General features: G+C 56.5%; 19 protein-coding genes. 11 read left to right on the top strand and 8 right to left on the bottom strand.

Translation table 11 applies throughout. The annotated features are described in order from the left end of the window. On the bottom strand, positions 1 to 594 hold the full coding sequence (locus N1037_07985; protein UWS80939.1) for a DUF6134 family protein: 594 nt from the start codon (positions 592 to 594) through the stop codon (positions 1 to 3). Positions 595 to 997: 403 nt separating this feature from the next. Here N1037_07985 and N1037_07980 point away from each other — a divergent pair, with 403 nt between their 5' ends. From N1037_07980 to N1037_07955, 6 genes are read left to right on the top strand one after another with little or no spacing between them, the layout of a single operon-like run. After that, positions 998 to 2,698 carry an AMP-binding protein gene (locus N1037_07980; GenBank protein UWS80938.1) on the top strand — a complete coding sequence of 567 codons (1,701 nt, stop codon included), beginning with the start codon at positions 998 to 1,000 and terminating at the stop codon, positions 2,696 to 2,698. A 3-nt stretch (positions 2,699 to 2,701) separates the two neighbouring features. Beyond that, the gene (locus N1037_07975; GenBank protein UWS80937.1) at positions 2,702 to 3,994 is read left to right on the top strand and encodes a 3-hydroxyacyl-CoA dehydrogenase; all 1,293 of its coding nucleotides are present in this window, start codon (positions 2,702 to 2,704) and stop codon (positions 3,992 to 3,994) included. Further along, complete coding sequence (locus tag N1037_07970) at positions 3,991 to 4,770, top strand: enoyl-CoA hydratase-related protein (GenBank protein ID UWS80936.1); 780 nt, start codon at positions 3,991 to 3,993, stop codon at positions 4,768 to 4,770. The genes N1037_07975 and N1037_07970 overlap by 4 nt, the downstream gene beginning before the upstream one ends. A 23-nt stretch (positions 4,771 to 4,793) precedes the next feature. After that, on the top strand, positions 4,794 to 6,110 hold the full coding sequence (locus tag N1037_07965; protein ID UWS80935.1) for an acyl-CoA dehydrogenase family protein: 1,317 nt from the start codon (positions 4,794 to 4,796) through the stop codon (positions 6,108 to 6,110). Continuing rightward, on the top strand, positions 6,107 to 6,874 hold the full coding sequence (locus tag N1037_07960) for an SDR family oxidoreductase (protein UWS80934.1): 768 nt from the start codon (positions 6,107 to 6,109) through the stop codon (positions 6,872 to 6,874). Before N1037_07965 ends, N1037_07960 begins: the two co-directional genes overlap by 4 nt. Position 6,875: 1 nt before the next feature. After that, entirely contained in the window at positions 6,876 to 7,649 is a 774-nt protein-coding gene (locus tag N1037_07955; protein ID UWS80933.1) for an SDR family oxidoreductase, read from the top strand. Positions 7,650 to 7,975: 326 nt separating this feature from the next. On the opposite strand, the gene N1037_07950 is transcribed toward N1037_07955, so the two are convergent. From N1037_07950 to N1037_07920, 7 genes are all read right to left on the bottom strand, one after another. Continuing rightward, on the bottom strand, positions 7,976 to 8,677 hold the full coding sequence (locus N1037_07950) for an ABC transporter ATP-binding protein (protein UWS80932.1): 702 nt from the start codon (positions 8,675 to 8,677) through the stop codon (positions 7,976 to 7,978). Then, entirely contained in the window at positions 8,674 to 9,435 is a 762-nt protein-coding gene (locus N1037_07945) for an ABC transporter ATP-binding protein (protein ID UWS80931.1), read from the bottom strand. Before N1037_07945 ends, N1037_07950 begins: the two co-directional genes overlap by 4 nt. After that, positions 9,432 to 10,667, bottom strand: a complete 1,236-nt coding sequence (locus N1037_07940) for a branched-chain amino acid ABC transporter permease (protein ID UWS80930.1) — start codon at positions 10,665 to 10,667, stop codon at positions 9,432 to 9,434. Before N1037_07940 ends, N1037_07945 begins: the two co-directional genes overlap by 4 nt. 56 nt (positions 10,668 to 10,723) lie before the next feature. After that, positions 10,724 to 11,680, bottom strand: a complete 957-nt coding sequence (locus N1037_07935) for a branched-chain amino acid ABC transporter permease (protein ID UWS80929.1) — start codon at positions 11,678 to 11,680, stop codon at positions 10,724 to 10,726. A gap of 75 nt (positions 11,681 to 11,755) precedes the next feature. Next, complete coding sequence (locus N1037_07930) at positions 11,756 to 13,000, bottom strand: branched-chain amino acid ABC transporter substrate-binding protein (protein ID UWS80928.1); 1,245 nt, start codon at positions 12,998 to 13,000, stop codon at positions 11,756 to 11,758. A gap of 322 nt (positions 13,001 to 13,322) precedes the next feature. Beyond that, positions 13,323 to 14,162, bottom strand: coding sequence for an IclR family transcriptional regulator (locus N1037_07925; protein ID UWS80927.1), 840 nt, complete (start codon positions 14,160 to 14,162; stop codon positions 13,323 to 13,325). Positions 14,163 to 14,456: 294 nt separating this feature from the next. Next, positions 14,457 to 15,362: a LysR family transcriptional regulator gene (locus N1037_07920; GenBank protein UWS80926.1), complete on the bottom strand. Its 906-nt coding sequence runs from the start codon at positions 15,360 to 15,362 to the stop codon at positions 14,457 to 14,459. A gap of 142 nt (positions 15,363 to 15,504) precedes the next feature. On the opposite strand from N1037_07920, the gene N1037_07915 reads away from it, so the two are divergent. The 5 genes from N1037_07915 (at position 15,505) to N1037_07895 (ending at position 20,389) form a co-directional block, all read left to right on the top strand. After that, positions 15,505 to 16,560 (top strand): C4-dicarboxylate TRAP transporter substrate-binding protein, encoded by a 1,056-nt coding sequence (locus N1037_07915; GenBank protein UWS80925.1) that lies wholly within the window; start codon positions 15,505 to 15,507, stop codon positions 16,558 to 16,560. Next, the gene (locus N1037_07910; GenBank protein ID UWS80924.1) at positions 16,561 to 17,076 is read left to right on the top strand and encodes a TRAP transporter small permease; all 516 of its coding nucleotides are present in this window, start codon (positions 16,561 to 16,563) and stop codon (positions 17,074 to 17,076) included. Continuing rightward, positions 17,073 to 18,383, top strand: coding sequence for a TRAP transporter large permease (locus tag N1037_07905; GenBank protein ID UWS80923.1), 1,311 nt, complete (start codon positions 17,073 to 17,075; stop codon positions 18,381 to 18,383). Before N1037_07910 ends, N1037_07905 begins: the two co-directional genes overlap by 4 nt. Before the next feature lie 18 nt (positions 18,384 to 18,401). Next, the gene (locus tag N1037_07900; protein ID UWS80922.1) at positions 18,402 to 19,172 is read left to right on the top strand and encodes a cyclase family protein; all 771 of its coding nucleotides are present in this window, start codon (positions 18,402 to 18,404) and stop codon (positions 19,170 to 19,172) included. Positions 19,173 to 19,411: 239 nt separating this feature from the next. Continuing rightward, positions 19,412 to 20,389, top strand: coding sequence for a fumarylacetoacetate hydrolase family protein (locus N1037_07895; GenBank protein ID UWS80921.1), 978 nt, complete (start codon positions 19,412 to 19,414; stop codon positions 20,387 to 20,389). Positions 20,390 to 20,483: the final 94 nt, after the last annotated feature.

The raw sequence follows: 20,483 nt of genomic DNA, 5'->3' as shown, positions 1-20,483 counted from the left end.
CTATTTCCGAATATACATCACTGTGGATCCATCATCGGCCTTGAAAGCCACCTGTGCAAGGTTGCCCGCCGCATCGTACCAAAGATCCCGTGCCAGCCCGCCCGACAGCCGGTAATGATGGGCCGAAATGCTGCCGCGTCTGGTCGTGACCGTTTCCATGCCAAGATCAGCAGCGCGAATGTTCATCAGTGTCCCGTCGATGGTGTTCATCAGTTTGCCGCTGCGCAGGATATCATCATTCCACAGGCTCGCAGGCAAAGCGCCCTTGTTCGCGGTCTGCAATTGATGGGGATCTCCATCATCGTCGGTGGTTGAGCTCAGCTGCATCAATTTGCCGTTCTTCCAGCTCTCAACACTTGCATGTCTGAAACTGTAGGCTGTGGTTCTGATCAAAGGCACCTTCACAACGATGTCTGTGGTCACCTTGACGGTCAGCGCTGCGGTGGTGCCGGAAAACCTGTAGCTGTGATCGCCGATGTCTTTGCCTTTACGAACAACATCAAAATTCAGTTTGCCGTTTGATGGGATCGATAGAGCAGTGACAGGTGCCGCCAAGGCCATAGCAAGGCCAAGGGCCAATCCAAAAATACGCATATCTAGCTCCATTTTTCTTTACGATGGGGGAGCTAATGAGACCCCAGACTTACAAAAATCTTACAAGACAACAGAATGTACCGCTGCCAGGGCTTGGTTATGGCACCCCGCCCCCATCGTCCCCGGCCCCCGCGACATATCAAGGCCTGGGCGCCACGCGGCATTGCTGCCGACCAAGGCCCGCGTCATCATCTGCAGCGGCCAGACCACGCAAGATTCGCAGCGCCATCGCAGCGACTTTGCCCCTGCATCCTGCAAATTTGCGGAATGACGTTCCGTTCTGCGGTATTGGAAGATCCAGATCTACTCCCTAGTCTGGCGGTTAGAACGACAGCTATGATCTGAAAAGAGGCCGTCGGCATTTTTCTTGGGAGGGGAACATGTATCTATTTCCAGAGTTGCAATGACAGCAATGACACCTGAAGAGGCGGTGTGTCATGTCATTACCACGAACCCGACATTTGCGGTGCATGAGGTCGAGGTGCGGGGCGTGACGGTCAAGGCATTCAAATCCATACCTGGCACGGTTCCCGCGCTGCTGGCCTCTGGTTGGGAACAGCACGGTGAGGGAGCCCTTGAATTCCTGGCCTACGAGAGCGAGACCTATACCTACGCCGAATTCACCCAATCCGTGAACCAGCTGGCCCATGCGATGCGCGATGAGCTGGGCTTGGGTCAAGGCGACCGAGTGGCCATTGCAATGCGGAACTACCCCGAACTCTTGATGCTGGTTCTGGCAATTTCCTCCATCGGCGGTGTCGTGGTGTTTCTAAACGCGTGGTGGACAAGCGAGGAACTGGACTATGCCCTCCAGGACAGCAAAGCCCGCGTGATTTTTGCAGATGGGCTGCGTATGGAACGGGTACAACCGCTTCGCGATGCGCTGGACCTGACCCTGATTGGCGTCCGCGATGCGGAGGGACAAACGGCACATGACCTGAGCAGCCTGAAACGCAATGCCCGTTCAGATACGGCTCCGCTGGTCGAAATCGACACGGATGATGACTTTGCCATCATGTATTCCTCTGGCACCACCGGCCATCCCAAAGGCGTTGTGCAAACTCATCGCGGCGCGGTCAATGCGGTGTTCAGCTGGTTGATGCAATCGGTGATCGCGCCGCTGGTTGATCCTCCGGACCCGGACGCGCCAGAGCCGCTGCGCCCTTCGGCGCTGGTCGTCACCCCGCTGTTCCATGTCACGGCAACCCACCCGCTGTTCTTGCTCAGCCTGCCGGCCGGTGCCAAGATTACGCTGATGCACAAGTGGGATCCGGAACAGGCGGTGCGCCTGATACGCGACAATAGCATCACGCGCTTTCTTGGGGTGCCCACCCAATCTGCCGAATTGATGGAGGCCGCCGTCAAGATGGGCGAAACCCTGCCCTCCCTGGATTATCTTGGGGCTGGTGGTGCAAAGCGGCCCGGCGCCCAGGTGGCAAAACTGGCCGAAGCCTTTCCCAACGCCGGTGTTGCAACCGGCTGGGGCATGACCGAAACAAATGCCCTGGGCATTGGCATGATCGGCGACGACTACAAGGCCCGCCCCGATAGCGCAGGCAAACTGCACCCCCCGGTTCAAGAACTCCGAATGCTGGATGACGCAGGCAATGATGTGCCCCTGGGGGCACTGGGCGAAATCACGGTGAAAAGCCCCGCAAACATGCGGTGTTATCTCAACAAGCCAGAGGCAACCGACGAGGTTCTGCAAGATGGCTGGCTGCGCACTGGCGACTTGGGCGTCCTTGACCAGGATGGCTTTGTGACCATCCTGGACCGCAAGAAAAATATCATTATCCGTGGCGGCGAAAATATCGCCTGCCTGGATGTGGAAGGTGCCCTGCACCATCACCCCGACGTTCTGGAAGCCACAGTATTTTCGGTGCCGGACGAGCGTCTGGGAGAAACAGTGGGCGCAGCCGTACAGCTCAAAGCTGGAGCCCAGCTCACCCTTGCAGATATGGCCGCCTTTCTGGACGGGCATCTCGCGAAATTCAAAATTCCCACCGCCCTTTGGACCCAGCACGACATATTGCTGCGCGGTGCAACGGACAAAATTGACCGTCGCGCGATCCGCGAAGCCTGTCTGAACAATAAAGAGACCTAAGAGATGAACACCCCCACAGAAACAGAAATCGGCACCTATATTGCAGCGGCCGGCGCCGCCGCCTGGCAGGTGCCCGGATTAGACGAAACCACCGCCAAGCGACCAATCAAGACCGTTGGCATCATCGGTGCCGGCACCATGGGCGGCGGCATTGCGATGAATTTTGCCAGTGCAGGCTTTTCGGTGCGGATTGTCGAGACAACACAGGAGGCGCTGGACCGCGGCCTGAAAGTTGTGCGCGGCAATTACCAGCGCTCGTCCGACAAAGGACGTTTTCCACAGGACGAGGTCGAGGCGCGTATGGCGCGCTTTGATGGTCGCCTTGCGCTTGCAGACCTTGCGGACTGTGATCTGGTGATCGAGGCCGTGTTCGAAAACATGGACCTCAAGCGGCAGATTTTCACCGAACTGGATCGCGTTATGAAACCGGGTGCCATTCTGGCAACCAACACCTCGGCGCTGGATATCAACGAAATTGCCTCGATGACCCAGCGGCCCCAGGACGTGATCGGGCTGCATTTCTTTTCGCCAGCCAACGTGATGAAATTGCTGGAAATTGTGCGTGCCAAACATACTGCGGATGATGTGGTTGCCACCTGTATGGCGCTGGCCAAAGACATCAACAAAATCGCCACGCTTGTTGGGGTCTGCCCCGGTTTCGTCGGCAACCGCATCCTGTTTGCCCGTCAAATTCAGGCCAACAAACTGGTCTATCAGGGGGTGATGCCCTGGGATGTTGATGCCGCCCTGAATGCCTTTGGCTTTAAGATGGGTCCGTTCCAGATGAGCGACCTTGCAGGACTGGATATTGGCTGGTCCAAAGGTGCCAAAACCGACAATCCAATCCGCGATGCATTATGCGAGCTGGACCGGCGTGGCCAAAAGACCAAGGCCGGATTTTACGACTACGACGAAGCACGCCGCCCCGTTCCCTCGGACATCACCGCCGGGATCATCCAGGATATCACTGGCGCAAAGCCTGCAAAAATGAGCACCGACGAGATCATCGAAAACTGCATCTACCCGATGATCAACGAAGCGGTGAAAATCCTCGAAGAGAACAAGGCGCAGCGCCCCTCCGACGTCGATGTGGTGTGGCTCAACGGCTATGGCTGGCCGGCCGACAAAGGGGGGCCAATGTTTTACGGCGACATGGTTGGCGCCAAAGCGGTTTTGGCCCGGATGGAGAAGCTCGGCGCCGAGGATAGCGACTTTGCACCTGCCGACACATTGCGCAAACTGGCCGCTGACGGTGGCGCTTTCACCAAGATCGACACCGGAGGCCTGATCGTATGAGCTATGACTTCATCAAGACCGAAACCAAGGGACATGTGCTTGTCGTCACAATGAACCGGCCCGAGGTTTATAATGCTGTGCATGTGGATATGCACAACGAAATGGCCGACTGCTGGGATAAATTTGCGGCCGATCCAGACCTGTGGGTTGCGGTACTGACAGGCGCCGGAGACAAGGCGTTCACCGCAGGCAACGACCTGAAGGCAACCGCCACCGGCGGCAGCAAGGCCAAGATGACCGAAACCGGGTTTGCCGGTCTGTCGTCCCGCTTTGATCTGGAAAAGCCCATTATTGCTGCGGTCAATGGGTTTGCGATGGGCGGCGGATTTGAAACGGCGCTATCCTGTGACATCATCCTGGCCTCGGAAAACGCCAAGTTTGCCCTGCCCGAAGTCAAGGTTGGCTTCTTCGCCGCCGCCTCGGGCGTTCAGCGCCTGTCACGCTATATTGGCCGGCTGGCGGCGCAGGAACTCATGTTCACCGGCCGCACCATAACCGCCGCTGAGGCACTGAAACTGGGCTGTCTCAACGAAGTCCATCCCCATGATCAGCTAATGGAAAAAGCCATGGAGAAGGCCGAGCAGCTCTGCACGGTGTCTCCCTCGGCGGTCAAGGCAACCAAACGGGTTCTGAACGACATGGCTCTGCGGGACGGCATGGCCGGCAGCATCGCCTATTCCCGCGAGGTGATCGCGGATCTGGCCAAAACCGAAGACTTCAAAGAAGGCGTCAATGCCTTCGTCGAGAAACGCGCGCCCCAGTGGGTGAACAAATAACTTTGCCAAAAGGAGACATGCAAATGTCCGACACCTCCGCTCCATCCAGCCTGAACAATCTGGAAATGTCCGAGAAAGCCAAGCCGCTTTATGACGCCGTGATCAAACACATCCGTGAGAATGTGGATCCGATGACCGCAGAATATCACCGCCTTGGCGAAGGGCGTGAAAACCGCTGGTCCTATGCGCCGGGTCAATTGGAACTGATGGAAGCCGCCAAACAAAAGGCCCGTGACGCCGGCCTTTGGAACTTCTTTCTGCCCAACGCCGAAACAGGCGAAGGCCTGTCCAATCTCGATTACGCCTACATTGCTGCAGAGCTGGGCAAAAACCCCCTGGCGTCTGAAACCCTGAACTGCTCAGCCCCGGATACAGGCAACATGGAGGTGCTGGAACGCATCGGCACAGAGCAACAAAAGGAGCAATGGCTCAAGCCACTTCTGGCCGGTGAAATTCGCTCTGCCTTTGCGATGACAGAACCGGATCAGGCCTCCTCGGACGCCCGCAACATCTCCACTTCGGCGGTTCTGGAGAACGGCGAATGGGTCATCAACGGCGAGAAATACTATATCTCCGGTGCGGGTGATCCGCGCTGCAAGATCATGATCGTTATGGTAAAAACCTCGCCCGAGGCAGAACCCTTCCGGCAGCAATCGCAAATTCTGGTGCCGATGGATCACCCCGGTGTCGAAATCCTTGGTCCCATGCATGTCTTTGGCCATGACGATGCGCCTCACGGCCATATGCACATCCGGTTCACAGATGTACGCGTGCCCGAAGAAAACATCCTGTGGGGCGAAGGCCGTGGCTTTGAAATCTCGCAGGTCCGCCTTGGGCCAGGTCGCATTCATCACTGCATGCGCTCCATTGGCCAGGCGGAACGCGCGCTGGATCTGATGATTGACCGCGGCCTGAATCGCGTCGCCTTCAAAAAGAAAATCATCGACCTGGGCAAGAACATGGAGACCATTTCCCGCGCCAAGATCGAAATTGAATCCATGCGTCTGCTGGTTTTGAAAGCGGCCAAAGCGATGGATGTGCTTGGCAACAAAGAAGCCCGTATCTGGGTTTCAATGATCAAAGCCAAGGTGCCAGAGCAGGTCTGTGACATCATCGACCAAGCGATGCAGGTTCATGGTGCCACGGGCATCAGCCAGTGGTCCCCCCTTTCCGGTATGTACGCCCAGCAGCGCACATTGCGCTATGCCGATGGCCCGGACGAAGTGCATCACCACGTCATCGCCCGTCACGAGGTCAAGACCTACGCTGACAGCAATTCCCGTCAGGACGCAATCAAGGGCGACACCAAGGCCCGCGGCTCGTATGGGTTTGTAGGATGAGCCTGTTTGACCTGACTGGAAAGGTCGCGCTGCTCACTGGGGCGTCCAAAGGCATGGGATTGGCGATGGCGACAGCCCTCGCCGATCACGGCGCAACGGTGGTGATCTCTGCACGCAAGCAAGAGGCACTGGACACGGCTGCTGCGGGCATCAACGCCCGCGGCAAAGGCACCGCACATGCGGTGTCCTGCAATGTCGGTGACAAGGAACAGCTGCAGGCGCTCGTGGACAAGACCCATGACCTTGCAGGGCCAATCGACATTGTGATCGGCAACGCCGGGGTCAATCCCTACTACGGCAAGACCTCAAAAATCGACGACGAGGCTTACCGCAAAACAATGGACGCCAATGTCCTGTCCAACCTCTGGCTTGCCCAGATGGTGGCCCCTGACATGGTTGCAAAAGGCGCCGGCTCGATGGCGTTCACCTCTTCCATCGGCGCCTTCAAACCTTCGGTCATGCTGGGCACCTATGGGGTCTCAAAACTTGCGCTGATCGGCTTGGTTCGTAACCTCGCAGCCGAATTCGGGCCAAAGGGCATCCGCTTTAATGCGATTTGTCCGGGTCTTGTGAAAACCGAATTTGCGCGGGAGCTTTGGGATAATCCCGAAACCGCAGAGAAATACCAAAACGAAGTGCCTCTGCGCCGTTTTGGGGAGCCCGAAGACTTTGCAGGTCTCGCCGTGTTTCTCGCGTCCGACGCCAGCAAATACATGACCGGGCAGGCGCTTACCGTCTGTGGCGGCTCCAGCATGTGGTCTTGATATGGAACTGAAAAACAAGATCTGCGTCGTCACCGGCGCCGCAAGCGGCATTGGCCGCGCCCTGTGTCAGGCCTTTGCCGCCGAGGGCGCGCGCCATGTGGTTTGCGTTGACATGAATGGCGAAGGGGCGGCGCAAACAGCCAAAGACATCGGCGGCCATGCCTTTACCGTAGATGTGTCCAATGAGGCGCAGATCAGCGCCATGATAGACAGGGTCGAACAAGACATCGGCCCGATAGATCTGTTCTTTTCCAACGCAGGCATTGCCGTGGGCGGGGGCATGGAAACCCCCAGCTGCGAATGGCAACGGTCCTGGGACATCAATGTGATGGCCCATGTCTGGGCCGCGCGCAAACTTGCACCCCTGATGGCGTCTCGTGGCGGTGGATACCTGTTGAACACATCCTCTGCGGCCGGGCTGTTGAACCAGATTGGGTCGGCCTCTTACGGGGTGACCAAACATGCGGCCGTGGGGCTGGCGGAATGGATCGCGATAAGCCATGGCGATGACGGCATCAAAGTGTCTGTGTTGTGTCCACAAGCGGTGCGCACCGAAATGACACGGGGCCACGAAGACCACGTTGCGGCGATCAATGGCATGATGGAGCCGGAACCCGTCGCGCAAATCTGCATCCAAGCCATTCGCGATGAAACCTTCCTGATCCTGCCCCATGCGGAGGTGGGGGACTATATGAAGAAAAAGACCGCTGATTATGACCGGTGGATCGGCGGGATGCGCAAACTGAACCGCCGTTTTGCAGATCACGAGCTTTGAACGGATCCTGAAAACGACATAAGCTGTGTCTCTGGAAGGATTTTCACCTTCTAGGGCCAGTCTTGTAGGGCCAGTCTTGTAGGGTCAAGTTTCCAGGGTCAGGCTTCTAAGGTCAGGAACCGTCTGACAGGGCCGTCTGAGCGGGCGTTAGCCAGGCTATGCAATATTCAGAAAAAACAGCGGGGCTTTGGCAGGGATCCTGCCTATTTGGCGCCCCCTTCCCTCCCCGCGAAAAATCACCACAGGTGGTGCCGTCGTATCGCCCAAGCAATCGGACTTTTTGCAGGGTGTTACGCCGCATCACCGATCGCTTGGGGGATTTGGGGCTAGACCTCCAGCCACTCCTTGCGCACGTCTTCACGCGCTTTCAGCTCTGCCGGCGTGCCCTCAAACACCACCTGGCCATGGCCCATGACATAAACCCGGTGTGCGATGTCCATGGCAATCGACAGTTTTTGCTCGACCAACAGGGTTGAAATGCCCCGGTCCGCGATTTCTTTCAGAACGTCAGCGACCTTTTGCACCATCTGCGGCGAAAGACCTTCTGTCGGCTCATCAATCATCACGAAATCAGGATCCCCCATCAGCGTTCGGCACATTGTCAGCATCTGCTGTTCACCGCCCGACAGCACCGACGCCTCGACATCAGCGCGTTCATTCAGGTTGGAGAACATGTCGAACATCATCTGCATCGACCAGCGACCACTGCCGTCCTTCTGGCCAGGTTTCAATCCCAGCGTCAGGTTTTGGCGGGTGGTCAGTCCGGGAAATATATCCCGGTTTTCCGGCACATAGCCAATCCCCATGTTGGCAATTTCAAACGCTTTGCGGCCAGAAATCTCTTGGCCTTTGAATTTGACCGAGCCCTTAGGGGCGACTTCGCCCATGATTGCTTTGCAGGTGGTCGAGCGCCCAACCCCATTGCGGCCCAGCAGTGCCACGATCTCACCTTCCTGCACGTTCAGCGTAACGCCCTGAAGGATATGTGATTTGCCATAATAGGCGTGCATGTCAGTGACTTCTATCAATGTTCTGCCTCCAGAGCTGCACCAAGATAAGCTTCCTGCACTTTTGGATCTGCCCGCACGTCCGCTGGTTTTCCTGTTGCAATAATTTCTCCGTAGACAAGAACCGAAATGCGATCAGCGAGGCCAAACACAACCCCCATATCATGTTCAACCATGATCAGCGTCTTGCCCTCGGTCACCTTCATAATCAAATCTGTGATGTAGTCGGTTTCCGAATGGCTCATCCCGGCGGTTGGTTCATCCAACATGATGACATCGGCACCGCCAGCGATGGTGATCCCGATTTCAAGCGCCCGCTGTTCAGCATAGCTCAGCGTGCCGGCGGGCAGATTGCGGCGCTCCAAAAGGTTGATCTGTTCAAGAATGGCATCCGCCCCTTCGGTCAGCTGACGCGAGCGGTTGACCAGATTCCAGAACGAATACTTATACCCCTGCGCCCAAAGCAGGGCGCAACGGACGTTCTCGAACACCGTCATTGCAGGAAAGATATTGGTGATCTGAAACGACCGCGACAGGCCCATGCGATTGATCTGGAAAGGCTGCAACCCAAGCAGGTCTTGACCATGCAGCCTGACCGTGCCCGCAGTTGGCGCAAAGCGCGCTGTGATCAAATTGAACAGCGTAGATTTACCCGCCCCATTTGGCCCGATGATCGCATGGCGTTCCGCTTTGCCAATCGAAAGATCGATGCCGCGAATGATCTTAGCCTGGCCAAAACTCTTCTTCAGGCCCGAAAGCTCCAGTGCTGGTACGCTCATGACACATCTCCTGCCGAATTGGCTTCGCTCCAGGCCTCTTTCAGCGCAGGTGAAGTCCGCTTTGCGATACCAATCCCAACCACAGTGACCGCGATAGCAATCAGCCATGGCATCAAGGTGTGGCTGTCAAAGGTTGTCCAGAACAACGTCATTTCATTGTCTCCCTGCGCGGCATGACGAACGTGAAAGGTCATTTCAACCAGGGCGCAAAGTCCCAGTATTCCGATGGCTGCGGGGAGCAGTGTTTTTATGTAGGGCCTGACCAATAGTCTGGCCTTTCCAAGCTTGAATGCCGGGACATGCATCATCAACAACCCGGCCAATCCCCCAGGGAAGAACATCACAGTCGCCAGGAAAAGCGAGCCTGCGTAAAACGCCCATAGCTCTGTCTGAAGGCTGAGAACCGTCTGGACCAGCGTGAATACAATCGCGCCGATGATCGGACCAAAGAAGAAGCCAACCCCACCCAAAAAGGTCACCAGAAGGATGATACCAGAGGAGGTTGTATTCAGGTTTTCCTCGGTCAGGATTTCATAGTTGATGGCAAACAGCCCGCCAGCAATGCCGGCAAAAAACCCGGATGCCACAAAGCTGTAAAAGCGGACCCAACGGGCAGAATAGCCAAGGAACTCAGCACGTTCCGGGTTGTCGCGCACCGCATTGGCCATGCGCCCGACCGGGGTACGAGACCAGAGATACATCAACGCAGCCGACAGCAGCACCCAAAAGGATGTCAGGTAATAGACATTGATCTGCTGCAAAAACTCGTTGCCAAAGAACGGCATCGCATAGGTACGATCGCCCGAGATGCCCTCTTCGCCGCCAAAAAACGCAACAATGATCACGGAGCTGGCGGCGATCAGCTCACCCACCCCCAAAGAGATCATTGCGAATACTGTACCGGCACTGCGGGTCGAAAATGACCCAACTATCATCGCAAGCCCGGCGCCAAAAAGCCCACCAAAGACAGGCAGTACAGGCAGCGGAAAGCTCGCAAAGAAGTCAGAGGCATTCATGATATGCATGCAGGCAAATCCACCGACACCGGCATATACCGCATGTCCAAAGGACAGCATTCCGCCCTGCCCGAGCAACATATTGTAGGCAAGCGCAAAAATCACCGTGATCCACATTTGGTTCATGATCGTCAGCGCGGAATTGGAAGTGAAAATATAGGGCATGATCATCAGCGCCACAGCCGCCAGGATCCAGGGCGCAAGAGTAAGTGTCATGGATCCTGCACGCATGCGCTGCATTGGTTTGCTAGGGTCTGTTGTCAATTCATCGGTCATGATTCACGCTTTCCGAAGAGGCCTGCAGGTCGGAAGATCAGGATCAAGACCATCAAGACATAGGGCAAAATATCTGCGATCTGAGGGCTGGTAACGGTCCACAGATCACGCAGGGCGTGGTCGCTCAAATTTTCAGGGGTGGATATGCCAATGGCATTCAGCACGTCGGACATGGCAAGATTGTAAGACTTGGCAAAGGTGGTAATCCACCCGATCAGCAATGAGGCCACAAGTGCGCCCCAAAGCGACCCCAAGCCGCCAATCACGATGGTCACAAAAACGATGGATCCCAGAACAAAGGCCATACCGGGAAAGGTCCCCAGAACCGGCCCTGCAATCACACCTGCGACACCTGCCAGGGCTGTTCCCACGCCAAACACCCCCATAAAGATCAATGGCACGTTGTGACCCAAAGACTCGACCGTGCGGGGATAGCTCAGGGCGGCCTGAATGATCATGCCAACGCGTGTCTTGGTCAAAACAAACAGCAACCCAATAAAGATCGCGACAGAGATAAAGATCATAAAGATCTTATACGCAGGGATCGAGTTTCCAGCGATGGAAAATGCCGTGAAATTAAGGACTTCGGGAATATTGTATGGCATCTGGTTTTTGCCCCAGACGAACTGCACCAATTCCTCGATCAAAAGCGCCAGACCGAATGTAAAAATCAATTCCGGCACATGGCCATATTGGTGGACACGCCGCAGACCGTATCTTTCAACCCCTGCGCCAAGAACGCCAACAATGAGCGGAGCAATAAGCAAACCCACCCAAAACCCTAGCGCAATACTGATTTGATAGGCAAAGTACGCGCCCAGCATATAAAAACTAGCGTGGGCAAAATTCAAAACACCCATCATAGAGAAAATGAGCGTCAGGCCAGCCGAAAGCATGAATAAAAGCAATCCGGTGACAAGCCCGTCGATTAAGTTGACGAGGATGAGTTCCATCGGTCCCCCAAAGGGTTGATATTGATCAGAGACAAAGGGCCCGCCCTGCAATTGCAGGGCGGGATGAAGTCGGCCTTAGGGGCGCTTCATTTTACAGGTTGTCGGGCTGTCCATGGACGCCATTTCAACCGTCGATTCTGTCACAATGCCAAAGCCGGAATTGTCATAATCGAATTCAACGTTGTCATTCGTGTGAACGCCAACATTCAGGTTTTGGATGACCTGGTGATCCTGTGGGCGCATGAACAATTTTGTGCCCCACATGGAATCGTATTCCATTCCTTCCAACTGGTTCGCAACCGCCACAACATCATCCGCAGTGCCTGCAGCCTCGATGGCGGTGGACAACATGCCGATCACGTTGAAGATACGGCTCTGGTCGATGTTGCCATCCGGGTACTTTTCTTTGAACGCGTTGTAGGTTTCGCGCGCTTCCTCAGAGCCAATCGGGTTGATGTTACCCTGGGAAATCAACCGGATACGGCCTTTTGCTGTTTCCCCAAAGGCGGCAGTGATGCCGGAACCCGCTGCGTAGTAGGTATAGATGGGGCCATCATAGCCATTCTCGATCAGCGACTTACCCAGGCCCAGCATATCCGCACCCCAGTTGCCCGTGATGACGGCATCCGCCTCTGAGGCAATGATTTTGCGCGAATAGGGGGTGAAGTCCTTCACCTTGCCAATTGGATGCAGCTCATTGCCGACGATCTCAACATCAGGCCGTTTTTCGGTCAGATTGGCGACAGCTGCTGCGGCAACGGCTTTGCCGAAGGAATAGTCCTGGCCGATGATGTAGACGTTTTTCAGGCTTTCATCCGCGGACATGACATCTGTAAGCGCATCCATTTTGATGTCTGCATTGGCGTCAAAGCGGAAATGCCAGAAATTACATTTGTCGTTTGTCAAAGCGGGATCAACAGCCGCATAATTCAGGAAAAGAACCCGGCTATCAGGGTTGCGCCGGTTATGCTTTGCAATGGCTTCTGTCAGCGCATTGGCAACGCCGGAAGAGTTCCCCTGCACAATGTAGCGAATACCCTGGTCAATCGCCACCTGCAGCTGGATCAGGGACTCTTTTGGGCTGATCTTGTTGTCAAAGGCAACAATTTCAAAATTGGTGCCCCCAAGAACGCCGCCCTGGTCGTTTACCATATGCTGGGCTGCAAATTCAAACTGGTGCAACCCGTTAGTCCCCGTGCTCGCGAACGGGCCGGACAAAGGATCAATAAATGCAATTTTGACATTTTCAGCAAAGGCAGCGGATGCACCAACTACCAATGAAAGCGTTGAAACAACGCCAAGCTTAACCATTTTCTTCATGTTTTCCTCCCAAAAAACCAACTCGTCCCTCATCCACCCTGTGAGGTCCGCATCAATAGTCAGGCAAGACTTACACAGTGTCGGTTTAAGTCAAGATGCAGGGTTGCACGTTTCGGCTCTCCCAAAATTCTGGCAAATAGAAATCAAGCTGAAAAAACACCAGTAATATCAAAGAACGACGTCGGGTAAATCACCGTTAGCTGCTGTTTTTTATGAAATTTTCCAAACCACCCCTGGCAACGCTACTGGTGTGGGCAAGCAAAATATCAACATTTATGCGGCGTAAGTTACGCTCCGTATCTTCGAAAGTGCTTTGGCAAGATCAACTGATTCTGCCCGACAGCTTTCCGCGAAACCGACCGCCCCAACGCAACCTTTGGTTGGGTTCCTGAATGCTGATCTGTCTCGCTGCCTGAATGAGCAAGGGCGCATGGACGGTTTCAAGCGCTTTGGGCTCCACAAGAAAAGAAGGCCCCCCAACATTCAGCCCATACACGCGGGCGCCATTCATCGAAAACACCGGAACCGCTATACCGTTAACGTCTTTGCGCCATTCACCATACCCGGTGCAAAACCCCTTAACTTCAAAAAACGATTTGGCTTCGGCATAGTGCAACCGCCCCTGCGCTTCGAGGTCTGGGTCCCTGCGGCCGGCCAACTCAAACGCGGCTTCGCGGGCATCGTCCTGCTGGCCCACCAGAATGGCGCGCCCGATTGCCGAGGTAAACAGCGGCAAACGCACACCGACGTTGGCAACCAGCGCAACGCGTTCGCGGGATCTCAGATATGAAATATACACCACGTCCAGCTGATGGAGTTCCCCCAACGCGACAGATATATACGAGTTAGGTCCGTCGCGCAGCCGCTGCATCTCTTGTTGTGCGAGGTCTTGAATATCAATCCCCGTCAAAACGCTGAACCCCAGATTCAAGGCGTCAGCCCCAAGTCGATAGGTGCCGCTTGACGGATCGGCAACCAGATAGCCCAACTCGCAGAGCGTGTAAGTTAACCTAGAAATCGTCGCCTTGGGCAAATTGGTCCGCTCAGAGAACTCGGCGTTTGTCAGAGTGATCTCGTCGTCGCGAAAACAGCTCAATAGCTCTAATCCACGCGCCAATGCGGTAACAAAATTTCGGTCTTTCTCCGTATCGCTGTTACCCATTTCACCCACCATCCACCCCTTTAGGTTACGCCATCGAGGCCACAGTCCGCAAGGCAGGCCCCTGCCCTTCAACGCCCGCGAAAGCTTGGACACATGTCCCAGCAGTTTTTGCTTCAAAACGTGCTGGGGGCTCCCTGCCACGGGGAAGAAACAAAACACAAGGCAGCAACCGCAGGTTCGCAGGCCCGGGCCATGGCAATTTCAGCCGACATCACAACGCCATAGTCGATGCCGCTCTTGGCCTTGGGCGGGATGGCGACACCTCAAACAGGCATACCGTTGGCCCAGCCTCGGCTATAGATCGGCCCCGGTTTCAAGCATCATCTCACGGATCAGCGTCGCTTGAGGGTCGTATTGATGGTGATCTTTCCAAATCAGATATTCGGTCAAATCGGGCACTTCACGCGGCGGCGCAAGCGCGGTCAGATCATCCAGTTTTCCGAACTGTTTCAACAGTCTCTTGTGAATAGTCGCGATGTTGCGGGTGCCGGAAATATAGTAGGGCAACACCACAAAACTGGGTAACGAGGCGGCAATCCTGATGTCTATGTCTTCCTGTTTCAGCCAGTTTTCAAAATGGCTTTTGCCATCGCCGACAAAAAAGTTAGTGACCACATGCGGCGCATCCAGATAGCTTTGCAAGCTAAGGCCCGTCTGAGCCAAGGGATTGTCTTTACAGACCACGCATTGAAACCCGTCCTTAAACAGTGGGGCACGGTGCAGCGTGTCGTCTATCCAGAAATCGGGCGCGACAAGGAAATCAACCTTGCCACGTTGGAAATTGCCCATCGCGTCCTCGCTAAAGGGGACCACCGCCAAAGACACCTTGGGGGCACAGATCGACAGACGCTTTGACAGCACCGACAAAAACACCATCGCCACATAGTCAGAGGCAATCACGGTGAATTGTCGTTCCAGCGTATGCAGCTCAGCGCTGGCCCGCATCCGCGACAGGCTGCGCAGGCGGTTGATCAGATCAGGCACCACATCAGCAATAGATTGGCCAAACGGGCTGTGGCGCATTTTTTGCCCGTCGTAATAGAACAGTTCGTCCTGAAAATGTGCCCGTGCACGGTTCAGCGCACTGCTCACCGCAGATTGGGTCAGATTCAGCTCAGCCGCCGCTGCAGTCACGCTTTGCGTCCGCGACAGGGCGTCGATGGCCACCAGCAGGTTCAGGTCCAGTTTCTCAAGATGCATAGGTATTCATAGAATGAATGACCACTACCATCAACATTAACTTCCTTACTTGCCCCTCATCGGCCTAATCTCGCGATACCATCGCCGTCAGCGCCTTTGCTTGGGCCTGGGCGGCTGCAAATAAATGTTTGGGAGGACAATTATGAAGTTTCTGAAAACCAGCGCGATCGCTCTTTGTCTGTTGTCGTCAACAGCTGCGGTTGCCGACAGTTATAACGTCACCATCGCTGCAGGCCATCCGCCGGTTTTCCGCTGGGTCAAAATGTTTCCCGAAGCTTTCATTCCCACAGCCAATGAAAAACTAGCAGCCCTTGGGCATAGCGTCTCTTTCTCAGAGCAATATGGCGGCGCAATTGCCGGTGTGGGCGAAGAGCTGGAAACCGTCGAGGCAGGGCTGTCAGAACTCGGCGCCTGCTCAAGCCTGTTTGATCCGGGCAAACTGGCCGTTCAGAACGTCACCTATTACACTCCGTTTGTGTCCGATGACGTCCAGCTGGTGAGCGAAACGCTGCACAATCTGCACCTGAGCGACCCGCGCATGCAGCAGGCCTATACAGACAATGGCGTTGTCTACCTTGGGGCGCCAACGGCGATTGATGACTATGTGCTGATGACGAATTTCCCGGTCACCTCGCTGGCGGATCTGGAAGGGCGCAAGATTGCAGCCCCCGGCGCCTCGATTAACTGGCTGGCCGGAACCGGCGCTGTGGGGGTGCAGGGCAACCTGACCACCTACTACAACGAGCTGCAAACTGGCGTCTATGACGGTGTGCTGGTCTTCGCCTCTGCCGCTTTCCCCGGTAAACTGTTCGAGGTTGCCCCCAACATCACCAAAGTGGGTCTTGGGGCGCAGTTTGCAGGGTCGATCTGCGCCAACAAAGACTGGTGGGATGGCCTGCCCGAAGATGTGCAAGAGGCCTTTCGCGCCGCCGCTGACGCGGCCGCAAGCTGGTATATCGAAGATCTCGAGAACTTTGTCACCATCGCCTACAAGGGAATGGAAGCCGGCGGTGCAACCATAAGTGACGCCAGCGACGAGATGCGCGCACAGTGGGCTGCCGGCATGGAGAATGCGGCCAAAGTCTGGGCGGAAGGGCTGGATGCACAGGGCAAAGACGCCTCGGGGGTGCTGACCACCTATATGGACCAGATGCGGGCCGGTGGTGCCACGCCACTGCGTGACTGGGACAAAGAATAAATGTCAGTCGCCTCTCTCCCCCTGCGCGCGCTCAATATCGCGACGCAGGGGGCCAATATTCTTGGGACACTGCTGATTGTTGGGCTGGTGGTTATCATTTGCACCGATGTGCTGGGGCGGAATCTGTTTGACGCCCCGCTGTCCGGCGTGCCCGAAATGATATCACTGTCGATCGTGGCAATTGTATTCCTGCAGGTGCCGCAAGCGCTCAGGGCTGGTCGGCTCACCCGCTCTGACGGGCTGATCGACAGCCTGCACCGCAGCAGACCGCGCCTGGCGTCAGGAATGGAGCTCATCTTTGACCTGCTTGGGTGTCTCGTGGTTTCGGCAATTATCTATGCCCATTGGCCAATCCTGATAAAGTCGATCACCCGCAATGAATTTGTCGGGGCAGTTGGCAATTTTACCATGCCCACATGGCCCGCAAAGCTGATGATCCTGATCGGAGCCACCCTGCTGGCGCTGCAATTTATAGCCCGCATCATCCAGCGGTTGAAAAAAGGGCATATCCAATGACAGATTTTGCCATCGGTATCCTGAGCCTGTTTTTCATGGGCGGGCTGGTTCTGGGCGGGCTTTATGTCCCCATCGCGCTGATCCTGTGCTCCTTTGTCGGTGTTTGGGCGATCAAAGGCACGCCTTTGCTGGCGGCCAAGATGCTGGGCCTTGCGGCAAACGATGCGATCTCCAGCTACTTTTTCGGCGTCGTGCCGGTGTTTGTTCTGATGGGGTTTCTCGTGTCAGAAAGCGGCATGGGGCGCGATGCCTTTGACGTTGCCAATGCCATGTTCAAACGCATCAAAGGCGGCCTTGGCATCGGCACCATCGCCGCCAATACCATCTTTGCAGCAATCACCGGCATTTCCATCGCTTCTGCTGCCGTGTTCACCAAAATCGCGGTGCCGGAACTGCGGCGGCACGGCTATAGCACTCGGTTTTCCGTTGGCGTGGTCGCGGGGAGTTCGGTGTTGGGAATGTTGATCCCGCCCTCGCTGTTGATGATCCTTTATGGGCTGCTCACCGAGCAATCTATCGGAGATCTGTTCCTTGCCGGTCTGGGGCCGGGGCTGCTGTTGGCCTGTTTGTTTGCAGCAGGCACAATCCTGATGGCCTATTTTGCCCCCGGGTTCATCGGCAAAAACCTCAGTGCGGACAGTGGCCATATGCCCGCCTCCGAGGTTCTTGCCAAAGGGATGCCCATCGCCCTGTTGATCAGCCTCGTTCTGGGCGGGCTGTATGGCGGCATGTTCACCCCCGTCGAAGCAGGCGCTGTGGGCGTCGCGGGGGCGCTTATCATCGGTGTTGCAAAACGCCGCCTGTCCCTTGATGCCCTGTGGCGGGTGCTGGTGGAAACGGGGCTGATTACCGCCGCCATCTCTTTTCTGATCATTGCGGCACAAATGTACTCCCGCATGCTGGCCTTCTCTGGCGTGCCGCGCACCTTTGGCACCATGGTGGCCACCGCCGAGGTCAGCCTGCTGGCGATCATCTTGCTCTATGTGGTGGTGGTGATCCTGTTTGGAATGATCCTCGACAGCGGATCAATCATGTTGATCCTTGTACCGCTGATGCTGCCAGTGATGGTGAGCATGAATGTGGATCTGGTCTGGTTCGGGGTGATCACCGTGATCGCGGTAGAGATCGGGCTGCTGACGCCGCCCTTTGGCATATCGGTCTATGTGATCAAATCCAGCCTCAATGACCCCAATATCAGCCTCAAGGACATCTTCATCGGCGCCGCCCCTTTTGCAGCGATGATGCTGATCTGCCTCGCGCTTGTCATCGCCTTTCCCATCATCGCAACCGGCCTGTTAGGGCGCTAAATTTTACCGGAGACCTTTATGAAACTCATCGACCTGTCGCGCCCTTTGGAAAACACCGACTATGCCGACCCCCCCGGATTGGGGCCAAAGATCAATTACATCGGCCACAATGACTCGGCCGACCAGGTGCTCCAGTTCTTTCCCGGGGTAAACCGCGATCAACTGCCGGGCGGCGAGGGCTGGGCCGTGGAAGAGGTCACCCTCAGCACCCACAATGGCACCCATCTGGACGCGCCCTATCACTTTCACTCGACCATGGACCAGGGCGCGCGGGCGATCACCATCGACGAGATCCCGCTGGACTGGTGCATGGGTCCTGGGGTCAAACTGGATTTCCGCCATTTTGCCAACGGCTATGTGGCCACGGCTGCGGATGTGGCGGCAGAGCTGAGCCGCATTGGCCACCAGCTAAGCCCCGGCGATATTGTGCTGGTGAACACCTCAGCCGCAGAGGCCTATGGCACGCCGGCCTATGTGGGCACCGGCTGCGGCATGGGGCGTGAAGCCACGGTTTATCTCACCAGTCGTGGCGTGCGGGTGACTGGCACCGACGCCTGGAGCTGGGACGCACCCTTTACCGAAACGGCCAAGAAAGTGGCCGAAACCGGTGACGCCTCGCTGATCTGGGAGGGGCACCGCGCCGGCATGGTTCACGGCTATTGTCACATGGAAAAGATGGCCGCCCTGGACACGCTGCCTGCCACCGGGTTTGACGTCATCTGCTTTCCCGTAAAGGTCAAAGGCGCCAGCGCCGGATGGTGCCGCCCCGTGGCCACCATCAAAGACTAGCCAGGCTCGCACAGCGTCACGGCCCCCATGTTGGCACCCCGCCCCCTAGGGGTTAGCGCGCCGCCGACAGCTATCTTACGACTGGTATCAAACAACTGGTGGGCATCTACTGCTGCCCCTGCACAGCGCTGCGCACAGGCGCGACCGGCGTGCAGGCCTGCACCAAAAATAATCATAAACGGCGCAACAGTGGGCCACATGGGCTCACGCCGCCCCCGACCCCAAGAGGATATGACCGCATGAAATTTGTCACCCTTGCCGATGGCAGCCCAGATGGGCACCTTCATATTGTATCGCAGGACGGCAGACGTGCCATTGCTGCCGACACAGCACGCACCTTGCAGCAGGCGCTTGAAACCTGGGCGGACAATGCCAGCCAGTGGCGCACCCAATACGCCGCACTTGAGGCAGGCACCCTTGCTGGCGCGATTGATCTTGACCCGGCAGAGGCCCTGTCGCCTCTGCCGCGCGCCTGGCAGTGGCTCGACGGGTCCGCCTTTGAAACACATGCGTTTTTGATCCAGAAAGCATGGGGCCACCCCGAAGTCGGCCTGAACGAGCGCCCGCTGATGTACCAGGGCATGTCGGACCGCTTTTTGGCGCCAACTGCCGCCGCGCTGTTTCCGTCAGCCGATGATGGCATTGATTTTGAAGGCGAATACGGCGTCATCCTGGACGCTGTGCCCATGGGCACCAAAGCCAAAGACGCGGCACAATACATCCGTCTGATCGTGCTGATCAACGACTGGAGCCTGCGGGCCATCGGCCCCACAGAAATGGCCACCGGCTTTGGCTGGCTGCACTGCAAACCCGCCTGCGCCATGGCGCCTTTTGCGGTGACCCCGGATGAATTGGGCGATGCCTGGCGCGATTGCCGGGTCTGTCTGCCTTTGCAGGTAGAGCGCAACGGCGTCGCCTTTGGCCGCACAAACGGCGATGAAATGAAGTTTGGTTTTGACGAATTGATCGCCCATGCCGCCTATTCCCGCGACCTGCCCGCAGGCACGATCATCGGGTCGGGAACTGTGTCAAACAAGGACTATGAAAGCGTCGGGTCAAGCTGCATCGCTGAAAAGCGCGCCATCGAAACCATCGCCCAGGGCGCGGGAAACACGCCCTTTATGCAGCACGGCGACACGGTGGTGATGCGGGTGGAGATGGACAGCGGTGACAGTTTGTTTGGCGAGATCGCGCAATCCGTGCAGATCGTCACCTAAACGACGGGCCTACCAAACGGGCCTACCAGATGGGCCTACCAGATGGGCCTACCTGTGGGGCAAGATGGGCCATCTTGCCCCCCTTCAACAGACG

This window comes from Phaeobacter sp. G2, assembly GCA_025163595.1.
In the GTDB taxonomy this organism is placed as follows: Bacteria; Pseudomonadota; Alphaproteobacteria; order Rhodobacterales; family Rhodobacteraceae; genus Pseudophaeobacter.
This window is presented reverse-complemented; position numbering and strand designations above follow the sequence as displayed.